We start from the raw sequence: 19060 nt of genomic DNA on the forward strand, positions 1-19060 counted from the left end.
ATAGGTTTAAAAAACGGCCTGCTTTTTATTGAGCGGGCTTATTTTTTATCCCCCCTTACCTCTCCCCCGGTTCATGACACTACAGGACAGTATTTTTGCAGCAGGCAACTACTTTAGCCACTTTCAACTTTTTCTGAATTTATTAAAATAATCGGATGCTTGTTAAAATGAAACTGCCCGGTATTACCCTTTTATCTGCAACATTGGCTGTTACAGCCCTTACAGCAGGTGCACAAAAGAAAACTGTTGCCACTACTCCCTGGCCGGCAGTAGTAAAGGAGAATAAGCCGTGGACGCGTTGGTGGTGGATGGGCAATGCAGTGGATAAAGAAAATATCAGCAGCCTGTTAAAAACGTATTCCGATGCAGGCATCGGGGGCGTGGAAATTGTGCCTATTTATGGTGCAAAAGGATATGAAAGCAAGTACCTGAACTATTTAACGCCCCAATGGTTTGCGATGGTAGACCACACGGTAACAGAATCCCGTAAAAACAATATGGGCACTGATATAGCCGTGGGTACAGGCTGGCCTATCGGTGGTCCGCAGGCGGGCATTGAAGATGCTGCTACCTGCCTGCTGGTGCAACGCTACACCGTTACCGCCGGTACGCCGTTCACCGAAAAAATTAAAATAACCAATCCAAAGCAAGCCAACCTGCCCGGTGTAAACCTGCAGGCTCTAACTGCCTACAGTGATGATGGCAATACGGTTGACCTCACTGCTAAAGTAAATGCGGCGGGTGAGTTAAACTGGACGCCCGAAAAAGGCCAGTGGCAGTTATATGCCGCCTTTGCCGGTAAAACCCTGCAACAGGTAAAGCGCGCTGCCCCCGGCGGCGAAGGCTATACGCTGGACCACTTTTCTAAAACCGCTTTACAAAACTATTTACGTAAAACAGACAGTGCCTACGGCAAAAGCTCGCACGGCATTCGCAGTTTTTATAACGATAGCTATGAGGTGTACGGCGCTAACTGGACCGCTGACTTTTTTACCGAATTTGAAAAAAGACGCGGCTATAGTTTAAAGCCCTACCTACGCGAATTAACCGGGGAGGAATTATCGGAAAAAGTAGCCCGTATTAAATGTGACTATCGCGAAACGATGGCCGATCTTATGCTGGAAAACTTTACGCACACCTTTAACAGCTGGGCGCATGGGAAAAAAGCTTTTTCGTTAAACCAGGCGCATGGCAGCCCCGGCAACCTGCTGGACCTGTATGCAGGTGTAGACATTGCCGAAGCGGAAACCTTTGGCAGCAGCGCTTTTGCCATTCCTGGCCTGCGCCGCGACAGTGCTGATGTGCGTAATGTGGACCCCGATCCTAACATGCTCAAGTTTGCTTCTTCGGCAGCGCACGTAATGGGCCATCCGCTCATCAGCTCTGAAACCTTTACCTGGCTTACCGAGCATTTTAAAACCGGTCTTTCACAATGTAAGCCCGAAGTAGAACAGGTGTTTTTATCGGGTATTAACCATGTGTTCTTTCATGGCACCACCTACTCACCTGCCAGCGCTCCGTGGCCGGGATGGTTGTTTTACGCTTCGGTGAACTTTGTGCCTTCTAACAGTTTATGGCCTCACCTGAATGGTTTAAACGATTACATTACCCGTTGCCAGAGCATTTTGCAAAGCGGCAAGCCCGACAATGAAATTTCTATTTACTGGCCTGTATTCGATGCCTGGCAAAATGCCAAAGGCATGGATATGCCTTTGAAAGTGCATGATATTGATGAATGGCTGCACCCTACTCCATTTTACGCCCTGGTAACCGGCCTGCAAAGCCGTGGTTACAGCATGGATTTTATCAGCGATCATATGCTGGAGAAAGCACGTAGCCAGCAGGGACAACTGGCGGTTACCGATGCCGGCGCACGCTATAAAGTGTTGCTGGTGCCTAAAGCCACCCATATACCTGCCCAAACCTTTCAGCAATTCATTCGCCTGGCAGGTGAAGGTGCTACGGTAATTATTCAGCAGTTGCCACAGGATGTGCCCGGTTTTTACCAGGCAGACGCCAAACGCGCATCGCTGAATGCCCTGGTAAAAGGTTTAACTTTTACCAACAAAGGCAATGGCATACAGGAATACAGCACTGGCAAAGGCCGTATTGTGGTATGTAGTGAGGTAGAAACAGCGCTGGGATATGCAGGTGTACAAAGAGAACAGTTAACCGATAATGGCCTGAAATTTATACGCCGCGCCGCAACAGATGGCAATAAATATTACTACCTGGTAAACCACACTGCTAAAGCCGTAGACGCCGTGTTACCGTTGAACACCGTAGCAGGTGGTGCGTTATTAATGGACCCGCAAACAGGCAGCTATGGAGCAACAGCAGTAGTTAAACAGAACGGAACCACTGGTGTAAGAGTGCAACTGCAACCCGGTGAAGCCATGATTGTAAAAACCAACAAAACACCCATAACTGGCGCTAAATGGGCGTATATAGAAAAAGCAGGTGAACCTATTGCTATTAATGGTCAATGGAAACTGCATTTTACCGGTGGCGGCCCGGTGTTACCCGCCGACCAAACCCTGGCAACACCTGTGTTATGGAGTTCGTTAACTGACACGGCTATTACCAACTTCTCTGGCACAGCAGCTTACAGCACCAGCTTTACCTTGCCCGCAGGCAGCAAAGCAGCGGATTACTTGCTGTTACCCGGTAAAGTAGATGAAAGCGCCAAAGTGTGGATCAATGGCAAATACGTAGGGTTGTTGTGGAGCATTCCTTACCAGGCAAGAGTAGGTAAGTTTTTACAGGCAGGCACCAACACCATTACCATTGAAGTGGCCAACCTGATGGCTAACCGCATCCGGTATATGGATAGAAACGGTATTACCTGGAGAAATTATCACGAAATCAACTTTGTGAACATCAACTATAAAAACTTTGATGCCAGCAACTGGAAAGTACAGCCTTCTGGTTTGGAAGGGCCTGTTCAGTTGGTGCCGCTGAGTATTCAGTAACTAATAGTGAACACCTAAATAAAAAACGAGGCACTGCTTAAAGTAGTGCCTCGTTTTTTATAGAAAGAACAAGTATTATTATGGTTCTACAATTCCTAATGAACCATTAAAACCTCCTGTGATAGTAGTAGAATCAGACAATTTTAATTTATAGTTGAAACCATAATTAGTATTTTCTTTACTAACAGTAACAGTTCCACTTACTATACCTAATCCAACACCAGCGCCTGTTTGTATATTATAGTTGAGTGCAACCTCTCCGCCTGAAAAATTCTTTGTACTGTCTAACGTTTCCAAGTTGCTATCGTATGTAAAAGTGCCAGCAGGTATGCTTGCTTTAGGAAACACCAGGTATACCACGTTTAATAGTTTTGTAGTATCGCGATAACCAAGTACATTAACAATATTCTGATTGGCCAGGTACACATAACTGTAATCATTGCTACTATAGGTATACCCCGAATCCATCATATAGGTTTTATTCTGGTAAGTAGCCGAACCACCTGTGGTAGCTTTAGTTTCATCTTTTTTACAGGCGACAACAACAATAGTTGCAGCAACTGCAACAGATAACATCTTAAAGAGCTTCATTTGTTTTTTATTTAGCACGGTTAAACGGCGAAGCTAACCTACTAATCAGCAACTTTCCTCCCCTTGCATAAGGGCCTGCCCTGCAAAAGCACATCCGAAACAGGCACAGTGTTGCATACCCATAAAAAAAGCAGCTATTCAGCTGCTTCTATCCTTTAATAAACTCTTTGTAATAATACTTTTCTTTGATCACCAGCCCTTTGCTGTTCCAATGCTGGACAGAAACGGTACGCAGTATAAAAACCCGGTTATCTTTATACGTGTAGGTGTTTTCCCATTCACTTAACACCACCAGGGTTTCTTCGTTCACCGCCTGACTTAACAGTTTGCAATGAATATCCTTTAATTTAGACAGGTTATTTTGCTCTACGGTAATACAGTTTGTTTTCCCTACGCGCGGCGCCAGCTCGTTATCCTGCATTTCCACATTCTCTGCATAATAAATCTCCATTCCTCTAATGGTTTCGCCATTGAGAATTAAAAAGTTTAATGCCTGCACAAGCTCTTTAAGTACTGCCATATCAATTACACAAGTATATTAACCCAGCTTAACAAAAATACCTGGCAGGTTGCTGAAGTCTGCCAGGCGATTAAGAAACAAGGGGAAGGGGTTTGATATACTAACTCATTCTTATGATTGCGTCATTAAAAAGGAAACGCTTTGGTTCCTCTTTTCAGGTATTGCCTGCCTTCGCCGATTTTATTTCCGAGATAAAAAACTTCTGCCTTGTATTCACCAGAACCGAAACGTGTTTTCTGGTCCCAGATATGTGCAACCGGAGTGCCTTTAAATTTATCGTAGTATTGAACAAGCTTGATAGTGTATACTTTTTGTACACCCGCGCTTTGCATAGAGATGCTATTGGCTTCTTCTTTAGATTCTTTACCGTTCACCGTTGCATTACCTACACCGGAAGCCGTGTTAGGGCCACTTAATACCACCTGTAACTCTCTGTTACCGGAAGCAATTAAAGAATCTTTAGCCAGTGTAAAAGTTACTTTTAAGCTGGAAGTATATTTTGATAAGCCACCTACTTTTTCTTCCCCATTCACCACCGGAACAATGTTCACATCTATTGCCTGTAAACGTCCGTTATTAGCATTAGGGTTAGCCAAAGGAACGGCCTCACCACCTACCAGCTTCATAGGGCGTGTACTTACCAATATGGTATCGCCACTTACAATCTGCATCTGACCACCGCTGGCCATCAGTTCCCTGTTAGCTGCTTTTAACGATTCCACCTCTTCCATCAACTCCTTAATACGGGAGCTTAATTCCTGAATTTTAGCACGTGCTTCGTTCAAATCAGAATCTTTTTCACGCACAATACGGTCCAGGTCGCTGTTCAGCTTATCAATCTCTTTTCTTTTAGTAGTTAACTCGTGCTGTAAGTCCATGTTAGAACTGTTCAGCGAGTCCATTTTCTGTAATACCTTGTTATATTCTTCACGAAGGAGGTTGCGGGATGAATCGAACTGAACCTGTAACATGTTCCAATCGTCCCTGGTTTTGAACTTATCATAAACAACCCAGCCGCCTATTGATAACAACAACAGCAGTAAAGCAACGCAGACTATCATAAAGGTAGCCACGCGCTTTTTCTCCTTCTCTTCTTTAACAACTCCGCCGCTGCTTTCTTCTTCATCCTGCACAATCAGCTCGTCGTTTTCCTCATTAAAGTCCAGATTAACCATAACCCTTGTTGTTTAAAAAAAATTTAATGGATGTTAAACCAAGATTAGCAATTAGAATTGAGGAACAACTTTACGGCCCTCATCCGAATCATTACCGAAAAATATATAAATCAGTGACAACTCAAAACTTCCATTCTTTTTAACAGCCGATTTCATGCTGGTAGTTACCATGTCGTAAGTAACACCTAGCTGAAAACTATTGTATTGCAGCCCAATATAAGGCGAGATATTGGCATTACTATACCATCCACCCAAATATAAGCTGGCATCTGCATTTTCTGTAGGTAATCCAAACGAATAAGCACCACCTGCCGAGTAAGCCAACACACCTGCCTGCTGCTGAAACAAACCACTTAAAAACACTTTACTGTTATACCCCACCGGCAAAGAGGCTCCCACCTCAAAAGCCATGCGGGTAGGCACCTTGTTGGTTTTGTTGTTTAATATAGACTCTTTAGGCTGTGTAGCATGATAAACAGACGCACCTGCATAGTAACTGCTTTCTTCATCATCATACTTATACAACAAACCTGCGCTTACATCCATATAGCTGGAGTTGCCCTGGATATACGATTCGCCGTTGGGCAGGTTTAAGTTAAAACCACCACTGGTAAACTGACTTTCAAAAGTAGCATTGGCTATATCTAAACGGCGGGAAGCACTGGTAGCCTGAAAACCTGCCGCAATAGTTTGAAAGCCATCCTCATCCAACGCTTTATGATAAGCAGCAGATAAAGAGAAATAATTACTTTTTAATAATCCACCTGCCGATTTATCGTTCAGCGCCGAACCACCAATGGCCCAATAGTCGAAATCGTTATAGGTAAGGCTTTTGCCTTTTAAATCAAAAGCCAGCGAAGCCGTAGTAAAAGGCTCACCTGCCCCCCACCACTGCCTGCGGTAGTTGGTAATAACCCTTGCTTTACCATAGAAAAAACCAGTAAATGCCGGGTTCACCGTTTGCGGCGAACTGAAATATTGTGTAAAGCCAGGGTCTTGCGCCAGCACAGGCACCGCAGCCGATGCCATGAGCAGAACCAACAATAACCGTATATGGATATTCTTCATTTTAACCCTTTTATTAATTATCGAATCAACACAGAGTTTCCACTCAATCTTACCGTTTTACCATCCACATCAATACCTTCTGCCACCCAGGTATAAGAGTCAAATGGTTGCTCTTTTCCTTTGTAGGTACCATCCCAGCCCTCACCAACGCTTGGCATATGGTTAATCTGGTACAGTATTACACCCCACCTGTTAAACACCCTGAAATAAGTCAGCTGCGGCACACCCACCGGTATCGGGAACAATTTGTCGTTAATACCATCACCATTAGGTGTAAACGCTTTAGGCACATAAATATCAGCTCCTTTGAAAATGCGTACCTGTTGTGTATCTACCGTTAAACAACCAGCATCGGTACTTACTGTTACATAATAGGTAGCCGAATCTTTCATCGTTAATACAGGATTGGCTATAGTAGCGCTGCTTAAATTAGTAGCGGGCGTCCAGCTATAAGAAGTACCCGTTGCCTTAGCTTCCAGGTTTACCGTGCGACCCAGGATACCATTGATAGGATCGTAACGCTTGGATGGCGTAGGCTCTTCTACCGTAAGGGTAACTGTTTTGGTATCAGATAAATTAGGACATGCCAGGGAAGTAACGGTTAAGGTAATGGTTTTACCGCCCGATGTACTGTAAGCAAACACAGGTTCTTTTTCTGTGCTGGCATTATCTGCGTCAAACACCCACTTGTAACTTACTTCGCCACCGCCTTCATCACTGTTGTTCACAAAATTCATGTCTACATCCTTACAATAAGTATCGTAAGAGAAGTCGGCAGTAGGCTTCTTAGCAAAGCTCAAGCTGATAGTATCAAAGTTGTTAGAAGTACAACCTGCTGCACTCACCGCTTCCACCTTGTAAATACCTTCTGCACTTACATATAAAGTAGCGCTTACCGAATCGGTAATTAACACATTGTCTTTATACCAGTTGTACATAGAACCTCCGGTAGCGGTGATGGCCCTGCTGGTACCTTCACAAATTAAACGGGAGATGCCGGTTTTATTAATAGCTACAGTAGGAATGGTATTCAGATTTACCACCGCATCCGCCGATTTGCTCGAACATCCGTTGGCGTCTGTTACTGTTACAGAGTACGTACCGCTAGTAGTTACATTCAATGTATTAGTAGTAGCACCTGTACTCCATAAGTAAGTGAAGGTGCCGGCATTGGCTGTTAACACCGTACTGGTGCCTAAACATGCAGGAATAGCTGTGCCGCCGTTAATAGTAGCCGCCGGGCCTGCATTCACCGTTACTGTTGTGTTACTGCTCACCATGCTGGTAGTATTAGCATCAATTACACTGGTAACAGTGTAAGTAGTGGTGGTTGCAGGTGTAACCGTTAATGTATATGTATTGGTAGTAATGTTATTGACAGTAACATCAGGATTAACACCATCATTATAGGTGAAGCTGAACGGTGCCGTCCCTATAAGGGAAACAGTAAGATCAACCGATTTACCCGAACAAATAGTAGTACCGCCTGTAATAGTGGCATCAGCCTGTGGCACTATATTCAGTTCAATGGTAACTGCGTTGCTGGTACCTAACAGGTTTTCAGCCTCCACAGTAAAGGTGTAAGAACCTGCTAACACGGTTGAACCAAATGTAATAACACCGGAAGCAGCATCAATAGTTACACCGGCTGGTGCACCCGTTGCTTTAAACACACCTGTTAAACCGTTCCAGTTAACAGTAGGTGCTACAGAGGTAAATGCAGTTCCCTGTACCCCGTTGTACTGTATTTTACTGTACGCCAGGTTGGTTGGTGCATCTGCCACTATTACTTTATAGGAACCAAAGCCTGGCTTGGATTCCCAGTTGGTTACCAACACCAGCACACTATAAGTAGCCGGAGAGGTAACGCCCGAAGCATCAATAGATAACTGTCCGGTAGTGGCATCTAGGGTAACAAATCCTGACGGATAACTTCCTCCCGGCGGTAAAGTGATAGTACCAGGCGTTTTAGAGCTGTTCCATTGTATTACCGGAATTGCAGACTGAGTCTGAGTACCGATTTTCACTGCTATAGAATCCGGTGTGTAAACGATAGTTGGGGCACCGGCCGCTACAGTGATAGTATAAGTAGCAATATTGCTGCTGCCCACACTGTTGTTAGCCTGTACATCTACCGTATAAGAACCCACCGGCAATAAAGTAGTCCACTTAATAATACCTGTGGTATCTACAATAGAAATTTCAGGAGAGGCAGGCGTCACGCTTACAATAGTAAACGTCCCCTTCTCGCCATGCCAGTTTACCGTTGGCGTTACAGAACTACCGCCCACACCTGCATCTGGTGTTGCCAGCGCTGGTGTATAAATGAGGTTGGTAGGCGCCTGTGGTTTCACAATTAAGGTGAAAATAGCTGTATCAGGTGGCGCAGTGCTGTTAGTAGCCTTAATGCGCAGATTATACGTTTGTGCAGTTAAGGTAGCAAACCAGGTGATAACGCCGGTAGTAGAATTTATGGTAATGCCGGCAGGTGCACCAATCAACGCAAAGGTTCCGTTTTCTCCATGCCAGTTAATAGTAGGAACTGCAGAGGTACCAGCTGTACCATATTGCTCGGTAACCGTGTTAGGCGTGTATACAAAGTTGGTGGGTGCACCAGGAATTACTTTTAAAGTAAATGTGGTGGTAGTAGAACTGGTTCCGTTATTGACACTTACCGTAAAGGTATAAGTGCCTACCGCTATACTTCCTGTCCAGTGAATTTTACCCGTAGCCGGGTCAATGCTGATTTCAGGAGAAGTAGGCGTAGTTATAGTATACACACCAACACCACCGCCCAGGTTCACTGTTGGAGCTAAGCTGGAATCGGCAATGTTATAGATGGCGGTATCACCACCATTTACATACGACAATCCTGTAGGAGGAATAGGTTTAATAATAATAGTAATAATAACCGTATCGCTGTAACCGGCAGAGTTTTGCGCCCTTACATACACAGGGTAAGTGCCTACTGGTAAACCAGATACAAAACTTACCACACCGGTAGTGGGATTAATAGAAATGTAAGAGTTGGTACCACCAGCAATGAAAGTACCTGTTTCGCCATTCCAGTTTACGGTAGGTGCAACAGAAGCTCCGTTCTGCAGGTATACTTTAGTAATAGTAGTAGCAGAATAAGCCAGGTTGATTGGTGGCTTAGGTTTAATGACCAATGTATAGGTAGCATCTGCTGTTCCGGCAGAGTTAGTGGCACGAACCGTAATAGTGTAAGTACCCACTGCTGCATTGGCAGTCCACACAATACGTCCGGTAGCTGGTACTACAGAAATAGATCCTGTAGTAGGTGCAGGCACCACTGATACTATAGAATAAGTACCCACATCCCCATGCCAGTTAATGGTAGGATTAGCAGGGATAGTATCTGCCTTACCATAATATACCGTATCGGTTGGTGGCACATATGCAAAACCGCTTGGTTTTTCGGCATACACAATCAGTTTCACCAGCACTGTATCTGTTCCGCCCTGGTTGGTGGCCGATACAATTAAATTATAAGTGCCTACAGCAACTGTGTTGCTCCAGCTCAATGTGCCGGTGGTAGGTCCTACGCCAACACCAGCTGGTACAGTGGGTGATGCCGGTAAACCGGAAACCGTAAAGGTGCCCACCTGGCCATGCCAGTCGAGTGTAGGTAATATAGCGGCATTACCTGCCTGACCGTAAGGAACAGAATACTCCAATGGAGAATAATCTAACCCGGTTGGCGGTAACGGACGTATAATTAAAGTAAGCGTGTCTTCATTGCTGTTACCTACAGAGTTTACCGCCCTGATGGTCATTTTGAAAGTATCCACCGCCAGGTTGTTTGGCCAGCTAACAATACCAGTAGTGGCATCGATAGTTACACCAGTAGGTGCAGGAAGTACTGGGGTAAATTCAAAAGTGCCCACACTGCCATGCCAGTTTACAGAAGGCGCAGTGGTAGAACCAGCAGTACCGTAGGTACCGTATACCGGGCTTACATATTTTAAATCGGTTGGCGCTTCTGCTTCTACTATTAAAGTAAATACAGTAGCCGGGGTGCTGTTGCCTGCACTGTTTCTGGCAACAACAGGTATAATATAAGTACCTACCGGTAAAGTATCCCAACGGATAGCACCGGTAGTGGAGTTCACTGCAATATTTGAATTGAGTGTAGGATCGGTAATAACAAAATCACCTACTTCGCCATGCCAGTTAATAGTAGCCACATGAGTAGTGTCGCGGTTGCCCCATTTCACAGTATGCGGGCTGACCATGTCGTAAGTAAGATTATCCGGAATCAGTGGTTTTACAGTTACTGTAATAGTTGCAGTAGCCGAACCTGCCGAGTTGGTAGCTGTAATTTGCACCGTATAAGTTCCCACATGCGTGGTGTCGTTCCAGTACACCTTACCACTGGTAGTATCTACAGAGAAACTATTGGGCAATGGTGAAGTCAGTTTAAACTTACCCACCTCTCCCATCCAGTTGATATCTGGTATATCAGAAGAATCTTTAGAACCGAAATTGGTAGTATAGGTCGTATTTAAATAGCTGAAGTCTTTAGGAACATCAGGAATCACTCTTATTTTAATATAAGCAGACACATGACCTGCACTATTGGTAGCAGTAACCTTTAATACATAACCTGTATCTACAGGCAGGTTATCAGCCCAGCTGATCTGGCCGGTGTTGGTGTTGATGCTTAACCCTGCAACAGCGCCTGAGTCGATGGTGTACACAATACCGCCACCCCCGTCATTTAAAGAAGGCGCCCTGGTTAAACCAGAAGTACCATATACGATAGTGGTATCGCTACCCGCACCGTAAGTAAGATTAGAAGGTTGTGTAACGAAAGTAAACTTAGGCCCCGTTAACGTACCACCGGTAGTAACCAGCACAATGTTACCTGTGTTACCCGAACCAGCGGTGATGTTTAATGTGTACGGAGTTTTAGTTCCTAATGTAGCCGCTATACCGCCAATGGTAGCGCTTTGCACGCAATCCAGACCGGTACCTGTTAACACTATCTCCTGGCCAGGCACACCTGTAGCAGGAGAAATACCGGTAACACTTACTTTGTCCAGCGAGTTCAAGAAGGTTTCTAAAGCGGATGCATTCTGGTTGCCATCTATCAAATCGGGTTTGTTATCGCCATTAAGGTCGTTGATGCAAACAGCCACCGGCTGCCCGGTAGCAAAACCTACTGACACACTTACCGGTGTATTGTCAAATGCAATAGTACCTACAGGGCTTCCGTTTTTAAACGCATTGATGGCGCTGCCGGTAGAGCCCACTAAGATATCGGCCTTATTATCGCCATCCAGATCACCCACCGCTACTTTACCAGCCAGTATGGCACTGCCTGATGGAGTAAAGGTGCTAGGTGTAAAAGAAATATTACCAGAACTGCTGGTATTGTATAAAAAAGATAACGTGTTGGCACTTTCGTTTACCACCACCAGGTCGGTTTTTCCATCCACATCAAAATCGCCGGCTGCAATACCGGTGGGTCCGTTACCTACGGGCACAGGTGTTTGAGCAGTAAAACTGATAGTGCCGGAAGAGGTGTTTCTAAACACAGATACCGAGCTAGAGCCGGAATTGGTAACAGCAAAATCAATTCTGCCATCGTTATCAAAATCACCGCAAACAATATTACCCGGATTAATAGCTGTAGAAACCGCCAAACCATCAACTGCAAAGCTGATGGTACCAGAAGTAGAAGTATTTTTTAAGAAACTGACCGTTGCTCCTGTACTGGAAACAATGGCCAGATCGGGTTTCCCATCTCCCGTAAAGTCTCCCGAAGCAATGGCCTGCGGACTAGTGTATCCTGTATAAACTACAGGAGTGGCAAAACTAACCGACCCAGGTGTGCTTTCGTTATGATATATATTCACCCTGCCGTTAGCAGCATTCACTAATGCGATATCCGGTTTTCCATCTCCATCCAGATCGGTAACCACACCGCCATAACATAAAGTACCTGCCGAAGGCAATGTACTGCGTGCAGCCAGGGAAATGGTATTGGCTCCATCCGCAGTGGTGTTCAAATACACCCCTGTGGCACTGTTATTAAAAGAAACCACATCAGGTTTTCCATCACCATCAATATCGGCGCTCACCACTTTGGTGGCATTATTAGAGTTGGTTAGCGATGCTTTTGCTACAAACGGCGTACTTGCGGTAGTAATACTTACACACGTAACATAAGTAGGCGTAAAAAAGCCCGAGCTGGACGCTGTTAAATTAGCAGCAGTAACACTAATGGGCGAGTACGACGCACCAGCCGGTACTGTCACTTCAAGCGAGGTGCCTGTTACCGCGGTTACGGTAGCCTTTACCGCACCAAAATACACAATATTATCAGTAGCCGCAGCACCAAAACCGCTACCGGAAATGGTAACAGTAGTGCCTATTGGCCCCGACGTAGGTGTAAAGGAGGATATAAATGGCTGTGCCTTTACTACAAAAGACATACATACAGCCAACATTAGCCCTACGCAATATTTCCATACACTACTAAAGTGCCCCGCAATGCCAGGTCCTGCACGCAAGCCTTGCATTTTTAGGTCAGGCATTTTAGTTCCAGCGTTTAATTCTTCCATGTTACAAAGGTTTAGCGGTTGATCTCAATAGGTACCACATGGGTAAACTGAAAGCATCCCACTGTGCAAATAAATTTTTTTTATTGCAAGTACGCCACCCCTGAAACAAGGGGCAGCCTGTCTAATATGGTAAGTCCACTACTACTACAGTGCCTTTCCCTTCTATACTTTTGAGCTGTATGGCGCCTTTATGACACCGTACAAAATATTTTATAATTTCCAGTCCCAACCCGGTACCCTGTATATGACCTACATTAGAACCCCTTGAAAATGAACGGAACAACCTGGTTTTGTCAGCACTTTTAATACCTATGCCTGTGTCACGAACCATAATGCGCCAGTGCGACGCCTCAAAAGAGAGGCGCAGCCTTGGTGCTACAGTATTTTCTTTATTACGGGAATATTTAAATGCATTGTCCAATAGTCCGTTGACAATATGCGTAAGCATAAACGGATCTATTAATGCAGGGCGGTGTTCGCCTTTGATGCCAAAATCTACTTTCTGGCTATAACGGCCGCAAACAAACGGCCTGTCCAGCACCTCTTCCAAAAAGGTGACAGGATCGGCAATAGTAGGACTAAAGCCTGTTTGCGTGTTTTCGAGACGGCTCATTACCAGCACTTTTTCCAGTAGCTGGGCCATGTCGGCCACCTCGTCCATTATTTGCCTGGCGTGCTTTTTCATGATACTCGTGTCCACGATATCGGAACTGAGTAAATGATCCAGAATTTCGGCACTGGTTTGCACAGTAGTTAGGGGCGATCTCAATTCGTGCGATAGTATATTCACAAACTTTACATCCATATGCTTCTCTGCTGTTGTTACTTGCCGTTATCTCAGGAACACCGTTAACAACTCTGCTTTAGAGTTGACATTCATTTTCTTGTAAATATTTTTGATGTGATCGTTAATCGTAGTCACCGATAAAGAAAGCACGTTGGCAATTTCTTTATAGGTAAAGCCCTTTAACAACTGCTCCAGCACATCCTGTTCGCGTTTGGTTAAAAACTTCAAACGGTAGGTTTTTTGTGGCTTCTCTTCATTTAAACGATCAATGAGAATATGTGCTATTTCGGGAGAAAGTAAAGCACCACCATTTTTAACTACCTGGATGTTGGTTTTGATGTTGTTAATAGAAAATGGCTTCAATAAATAACCGCGGGCACCTTTTGTAATAGCATTCCACACAATATCCGGATCGCTGTTACCACTTAATACTACCAGGTGGGTGTTAGGCAACGATTTTTTAAGGATGGGAATAGCTTCTAAACCTGAAATGCCGGGAAGGTTAATGTCGAGGAACGTGATATAAGGCTCTTCTACCTGCATTTGCCCGTCGGAAAGGAAATGCTCCAGACTATGGTAAGAAAAACTCAGCTTAAACTGGCTGTCGTATTTAAAGTAATCTTGAAAATTTCCACGAATTTTGGGATCATCTTCAATCATGCCAATGGTTACCATAAAATAATATTTGGTTTTTTCAAAATGGGGATATGGAATTTGGATTTAATATCAACACACATGTTAAAATAACCTATACAAGAAGCCACACTACTCCTGGCTCACCTCTCAGCTCCTGCACAGTACATGCCTATGCACGTTAAACATATTTTAACAAGGATGATAAAATTTAACTTCGGTGGGAATCGTTTACACAGATAGTTAAAGGATTAGAAAAATGGGGGTTGTTTTTTGCATAGTGCTCATTCAGAGAACTGCAAGGTTGTAAGCTGATGCTGTCAGACATTACATACCGGGGGTGTACAGTTGACATCGTTTTAAAAGATTTAGATTGACAATAGTTTTTCGGGATTGGATCTTTTCAGCATAATTACCCTTGATTCAGGGGTAGCTTCATACTGATAACATAAATATAAGTACATAATTCTAATTCTAATACAAATAAAAACCATTTAGCTTTTGAAAAGCATTGATTCCCTGTTATGAAATTTTAACGTTTACACAACCAAAATTCAATGAACATCTACGTTTTCATATGAAAAAGGGTATAGTATATTTTAGGGGGAACATTGACAAAATCTATAGGAATAAAAAACCTATAGGCTAAAAAACCGCATTTAAATGCATGTAACCTGCCGCTTATTCCTATTCCGTAACTATTTCTTTGTATGTTTACGTAAAGCAACTTTAAAACCGCAATGCACATACTAATTGCAGATGATCATGCTATTGTAAGGCATGGTGCTATGCTTTTTATTAATGAGTGGCTCCCCGGAGCTAAAGTGTGGGAGGCCGACAATTTTAATAAGGTAGTAAAAACACTGGAAGAACTCACTTTTGACCTGCTGATTTTAGATATTAACATACCCGGAGGCAATAACATTCAAATGATTGATGTAGCGCGGTTAAAACAACCCGGTATCAGGATATTGATATTTACCGCTTACGACGAACAGCTCTATGCTATCCGGTATTTACAGGCTGGCGCCAACGGATACCTGCACAAACTTGCATCGGAAGATCAAATTAAAAATGCTATAGAAACCGTGCTGGCCGATGAGCAATATATGAGCCGTGAGGTGAAAGAAAGCCTGCTGCGCATGATAGTGAGCAACGGAAAAAAAACAACACAATCGAACCCCTTAAATACATTATCTAATCGCGAAATAGAGGTAGCTCGCTTTTTAGTGCAGGGACTTACTTTAATGGAAATATCTAAAGCACTGCATCTGCAGATATCTACAGTCAGCACCTATAAAAACAGAATTTTTGAAAAGCTGGAAATAAACAACCTGGTAGAACTGGTAGAAAAAGTACGCCTGTACGATAAATCCATTATCTGACAGATACCATATTTTGTATTGGCAAACTGATAATAGCCACTGTTCCCTCTCCTTCCCTGCTTCTTATTTCCAATTTACCATTAATAAGTTCCAATAACTGGCGAACAATGGTAATGCCCAGGCCGGAAGAAATTTCTTCACCATAATACAACTGCTCTACCATTTCATCATTAATGCCTATACCTGTGTCTTGCACAGCTATATAAGTAAGATCGTTTTCCATAAACGCCGATATGGTAATAGCCCCCCCACTCGTAAACTTCACCGCATTATCTACCAGGTTGTGTATAATGATAGATAACAACCTTTCATCGGCAAACAACTGCATGTTAGGATGTATGTGATTGTTGAGCACACTTTTTTTTTCCGTGGCTATATCCTGGAACACCGCCAGTTTTTCCTGCACCAGCGCATGTAAAAAAAAGTAAGCAGGTACAGGCTTGCTTTCGCGCAGGTACACCTTTACATATTGCAGCAGGTTATCGGTAAACACATATAAATGCTGTGATGAAGTGTACACGCCATTAGCCACTTCACGCACTTTTCCACTTAAATCGTTACGGTTGTATAGCTGACGCCCGGTTAGCGCCAGGTATTTCAGCGGGCTTTTAATACCATGTACAATGGCCGCTATCATCTTCTTCTGAAAATCAGCCTGCTGCTGCAATGTCTTTTGCGACAAGTTCAACTCATTGATCACTGTTATCAGTTCTTCGGTACGCAGCAATATCTTTTCTTCCAGCTCTTCTTCTCTTCGTTTAGCCCGTTTTACATAAGTAAGCAATATCATAAGGTTAACCACTGCCACCGCAAACACACAACTTCCTAAAATATAGAAAATGTTAATGCCGGTACTATACAATATGGTAAGGATATTCATTATATTGGATTAAAAATAAAAAGCACAAAGCCGGCAAAGGATAGCAAATCTCCTAAAAAAGGACGTTTCACTTTGTAGCTGAAATACTACTTGTAACAGTAACAGGTAGTATTTCAGCTACATTCCAGCAAAGCCTCTATTGGCGTTATCATTAATAGAACTATGCTACAAAAGCCTTACCCTTTTAACATAACCCACTTCATTTCACGTTTTAATCATGTTATTTTTTGTACAATCCATAAAAGATTTTACAAGCGCCACCAATAACGCTATCAGGCAGGTAAAACATAGAATACTTGCCTATACTCTTTTACCGGCCCTATTCACCCCCTTATTTATGACTATATATTTTCTCCTGACCCGTCAAACCAATTTTGCACTCCATATTATATTATATATGGTGGCCTTTTGTGCAACGCTTTTGTTACTGATTATTAAACACCGCAGCAAATACTGGTCGCACGCAGCACTTATACTGCAAACAGGTATTATATGGGTGTTGCTGCTAATGCCGTTACAAAACACACAACTCATTACCCTGCAGTTTGCCTTACTGGTTATTCTCTGTAGCTTTTATGTATTGGGCAAAACATGGGGGTTCATTTATTCCTTTTGTTGTGCTATGCCATTAAGCTGGCATTTGTGGACACAGGCCAATGGTGGCCTGTTGCTTTGGGGAGGTTATCAAACAAAAGGCCTTGTTATTGGAATGGTGCTGCTGGTAAACTTTGTGTTTATCATATTTGCCCACTACCATTTCTTTAACGCCTTTACCCAAACCATTGAAGAACTCAATAACAGAACCTTATTGTTGAACGAAACAGTGAAAGAACTGGAACTATCGCGGGATGAACTGCGCCAGCAATCGCGCCTGCAAAAAAAACTGATAGCCGCCATTACACATGATATCAAAAGCCCGTTGAAGTACCTGATGCTTACAGGCAAAAACCTGTACCGCAACTCACGCAACCAGAACGGTAACCTGGAAGAAAGTATACGCGCCATTTATGCATCCAGCTTTCAGATGTATCATTTTACAAACAACCTGCTGCAATATGCTGCCTTATATCTGGAAGACAACCGGATTGTTACCAGCGTGTTTAACCTGGACGACCTGGTGAAAGAAAAGATCTCCATTTTTACGGAAATGATCGCTTCTCAAAATAACACGGTAGTAAACAATATTGACCCTAACCTGATGGTATGCACCAATAAAGAACTGCTGTCGGTAATTATTCATAACCTGCTGGATAACGCTATAAAGTATACTGTAAACGGGCGTATCCTTTTTTCGGCCAATCATCACAGGGGCAAACTACAGGTATGTGTGCAGGATAGTGGTGCCGGTATGGCGCCCGAACTGGTAAACTGGTGTAACAACCGCCTGGCTGTAAAAGATTTTATGAGTGAAAATGGTGGCCAGGGTTTAGGGTTGGCAATGGTAAAAGAATTGATCGGGCTGATAAAGGGTAATATTATGGTGCAAAGTAAAAAAGACTCCGGAACGGTTATTTTACTGCTATTACCTTCGTGTATATAAAAAAACATGGACCGTTAAGACTAACGGTCCCTTCCCCTTGGGTTATTAGAGTAGTAATTAACCCGTGAAAAACCAATATTTTAAGTTATACTCTACTTATTATGTCTGGTTAGCAGGAGAGCGAAGTTAATTTATCTATTTCTACAATCCTGTAAAATAAGAATGATTGTGTTGTAGTATAACTACTACATCTATCCTTCCTTATTTTTGACAAACCAATTTGATGTGTAATTTATTTAATTTGTAGATATTATTAAAAGAAATAGCATGAAATTCTTTTTTTTATTCCTGTTAAGCGGGATTTGCAACCTTGCTGCTGTGCTGGCACAGCCCCCGCAAGGCAACGCCAGTGTAGGTAGTATATATGGTGATTCTATTACTACAGAAGGAGTTGTTGCTATCAGTAACCTGCCCCAGAAATTACAATCCGGTGAAAAAGCGCAGGTAAAAGTGCGGGCTAAGGTGTTAGACGTATGTCCTAAAAAAGGTTGCTGGATGAAGCTGGAAGTAAACGACAGCACTACCGCCTTCGTAAAAATGAAAGACTATGGCTTTTTTGTACCGCTGGCCATAAAAGGAAAAACGGTGATTATTGAAGGCGAATCGTTTGTAAAAGAAACCTCGGTACAGGAGTTAAAGCATTACGCAGAAGATGCGAAAAAGCCAAAGGCCGAAATAGACGCTATTACTACACCTAAAAAAGAAATACGGTTAACCGCTTCCGGTATCAGGGTGGCCGGATAAGTAATCACCTAAGGGTAAAAAGAAAGCCGGTAAATAACTTACCGGCTTTCTTTAGTTTTCAAGAGGAATAGGGTTAAAGTGAATATCTTTCGAAAAGGATAGAAATCCTTCGTTTTTCTATTACAAAAATAAGTGTCTTCACTACACTGCCCTCCCCCTGTTATTAGGTGCAATT

Annotated in this window: 12 protein-coding genes; 4 read left to right on the forward strand and 8 right to left on the reverse strand. The window is 43.3% G+C overall.

All coding sequences use genetic code 11. The features are described from left to right. Nucleotides 1–155: 155 nt before the first annotated feature. The gene (locus FLA_RS19535) at nucleotides 156–2972 is read left to right on the forward strand and encodes a glycosyl hydrolase (protein ID WP_076379173.1); all 2817 of its coding nucleotides are present in this window, start codon (nucleotides 156–158) and stop codon (nucleotides 2970–2972) included. A gap of 78 nt (nucleotides 2973–3050) precedes the next feature. Here the strand turns inward: FLA_RS19535 and FLA_RS19540 are convergent, their stop codons facing one another. The 7 genes from FLA_RS19540 to FLA_RS19570 all read right to left on the reverse strand — a co-directional run bounded on the left by FLA_RS19540 (nucleotide 3051) and on the right by FLA_RS19570 (nucleotide 14378). After that, nucleotides 3051–3563 (reverse strand): hypothetical protein, encoded by a 513-nt coding sequence (locus FLA_RS19540; RefSeq protein ID WP_144264030.1) that lies wholly within the window; start codon nucleotides 3561–3563, stop codon nucleotides 3051–3053. Nucleotides 3564–3711: 148 nt separating this feature from the next. Continuing rightward, nucleotides 3712–4083, reverse strand: coding sequence for a hypothetical protein (locus FLA_RS19545; RefSeq protein WP_076379175.1), 372 nt, complete (start codon nucleotides 4081–4083; stop codon nucleotides 3712–3714). A 125-nt stretch (nucleotides 4084–4208) separates the two neighbouring features. Beyond that, entirely contained in the window at nucleotides 4209–5258 is a 1050-nt protein-coding gene (locus tag FLA_RS19550; protein ID WP_076379176.1) for a hypothetical protein, read from the reverse strand. A 51-nt stretch (nucleotides 5259–5309) separates the two neighbouring features. Next, on the reverse strand, nucleotides 5310–6326 hold the full coding sequence (locus tag FLA_RS19555) for a PorP/SprF family type IX secretion system membrane protein (RefSeq protein WP_076379177.1): 1017 nt from the start codon (nucleotides 6324–6326) through the stop codon (nucleotides 5310–5312). A gap of 17 nt (nucleotides 6327–6343) precedes the next feature. Further along, nucleotides 6344–12916: an FG-GAP-like repeat-containing protein gene (locus FLA_RS19560; RefSeq protein ID WP_076379178.1), complete on the reverse strand. Its 6573-nt coding sequence runs from the start codon at nucleotides 12914–12916 to the stop codon at nucleotides 6344–6346. A 121-nt stretch (nucleotides 12917–13037) separates the two neighbouring features. Continuing rightward, a complete protein-coding gene (locus FLA_RS19565) occupies nucleotides 13038–13721 on the reverse strand; it encodes a sensor histidine kinase (protein WP_076379179.1) in 684 nt (227 codons plus the stop codon). A gap of 27 nt (nucleotides 13722–13748) precedes the next feature. Next, a complete protein-coding gene (locus FLA_RS19570) occupies nucleotides 13749–14378 on the reverse strand; it encodes a LuxR C-terminal-related transcriptional regulator (RefSeq protein ID WP_076379180.1) in 630 nt (209 codons plus the stop codon). Between the two features lie 698 nt (nucleotides 14379–15076). Here FLA_RS19570 and FLA_RS19575 point away from each other — a divergent pair. Beyond that, a complete protein-coding gene (locus FLA_RS19575; protein WP_076379181.1) occupies nucleotides 15077–15721 on the forward strand; it encodes a response regulator transcription factor in 645 nt (214 codons plus the stop codon). Here FLA_RS19575 and FLA_RS19580 read toward each other — a convergent pair. Beyond that, complete coding sequence (locus FLA_RS19580; RefSeq protein WP_076379182.1) at nucleotides 15714–16601, reverse strand: sensor histidine kinase; 888 nt, start codon at nucleotides 16599–16601, stop codon at nucleotides 15714–15716. The two genes, FLA_RS19575 and FLA_RS19580, sit on opposite strands and share 8 nt — an antisense overlap. 337 nt (nucleotides 16602–16938) lie before the next feature. On the opposite strand from FLA_RS19580, the gene FLA_RS19585 reads away from it, so the two are divergent. Both FLA_RS19585 and FLA_RS19590 read left to right on the forward strand, forming a co-directional pair. Beyond that, nucleotides 16939–18141 carry a sensor histidine kinase gene (locus FLA_RS19585; protein ID WP_159445101.1) on the forward strand — a complete coding sequence of 401 codons (1203 nt, stop codon included), beginning with the start codon at nucleotides 16939–16941 and terminating at the stop codon, nucleotides 18139–18141. A 267-nt stretch (nucleotides 18142–18408) separates the two neighbouring features. Then, nucleotides 18409–18885: a DUF4920 domain-containing protein gene (locus FLA_RS19590; RefSeq protein WP_076379184.1), complete on the forward strand. Its 477-nt coding sequence runs from the start codon at nucleotides 18409–18411 to the stop codon at nucleotides 18883–18885. Nucleotides 18886–19060 lie beyond the last annotated feature (175 nt).

Origin of the sequence: Filimonas lacunae (assembly GCF_002355595.1) — a bacterium.
GTDB lineage: Bacteria > Bacteroidota > Bacteroidia > Chitinophagales > Chitinophagaceae > Filimonas > Filimonas lacunae.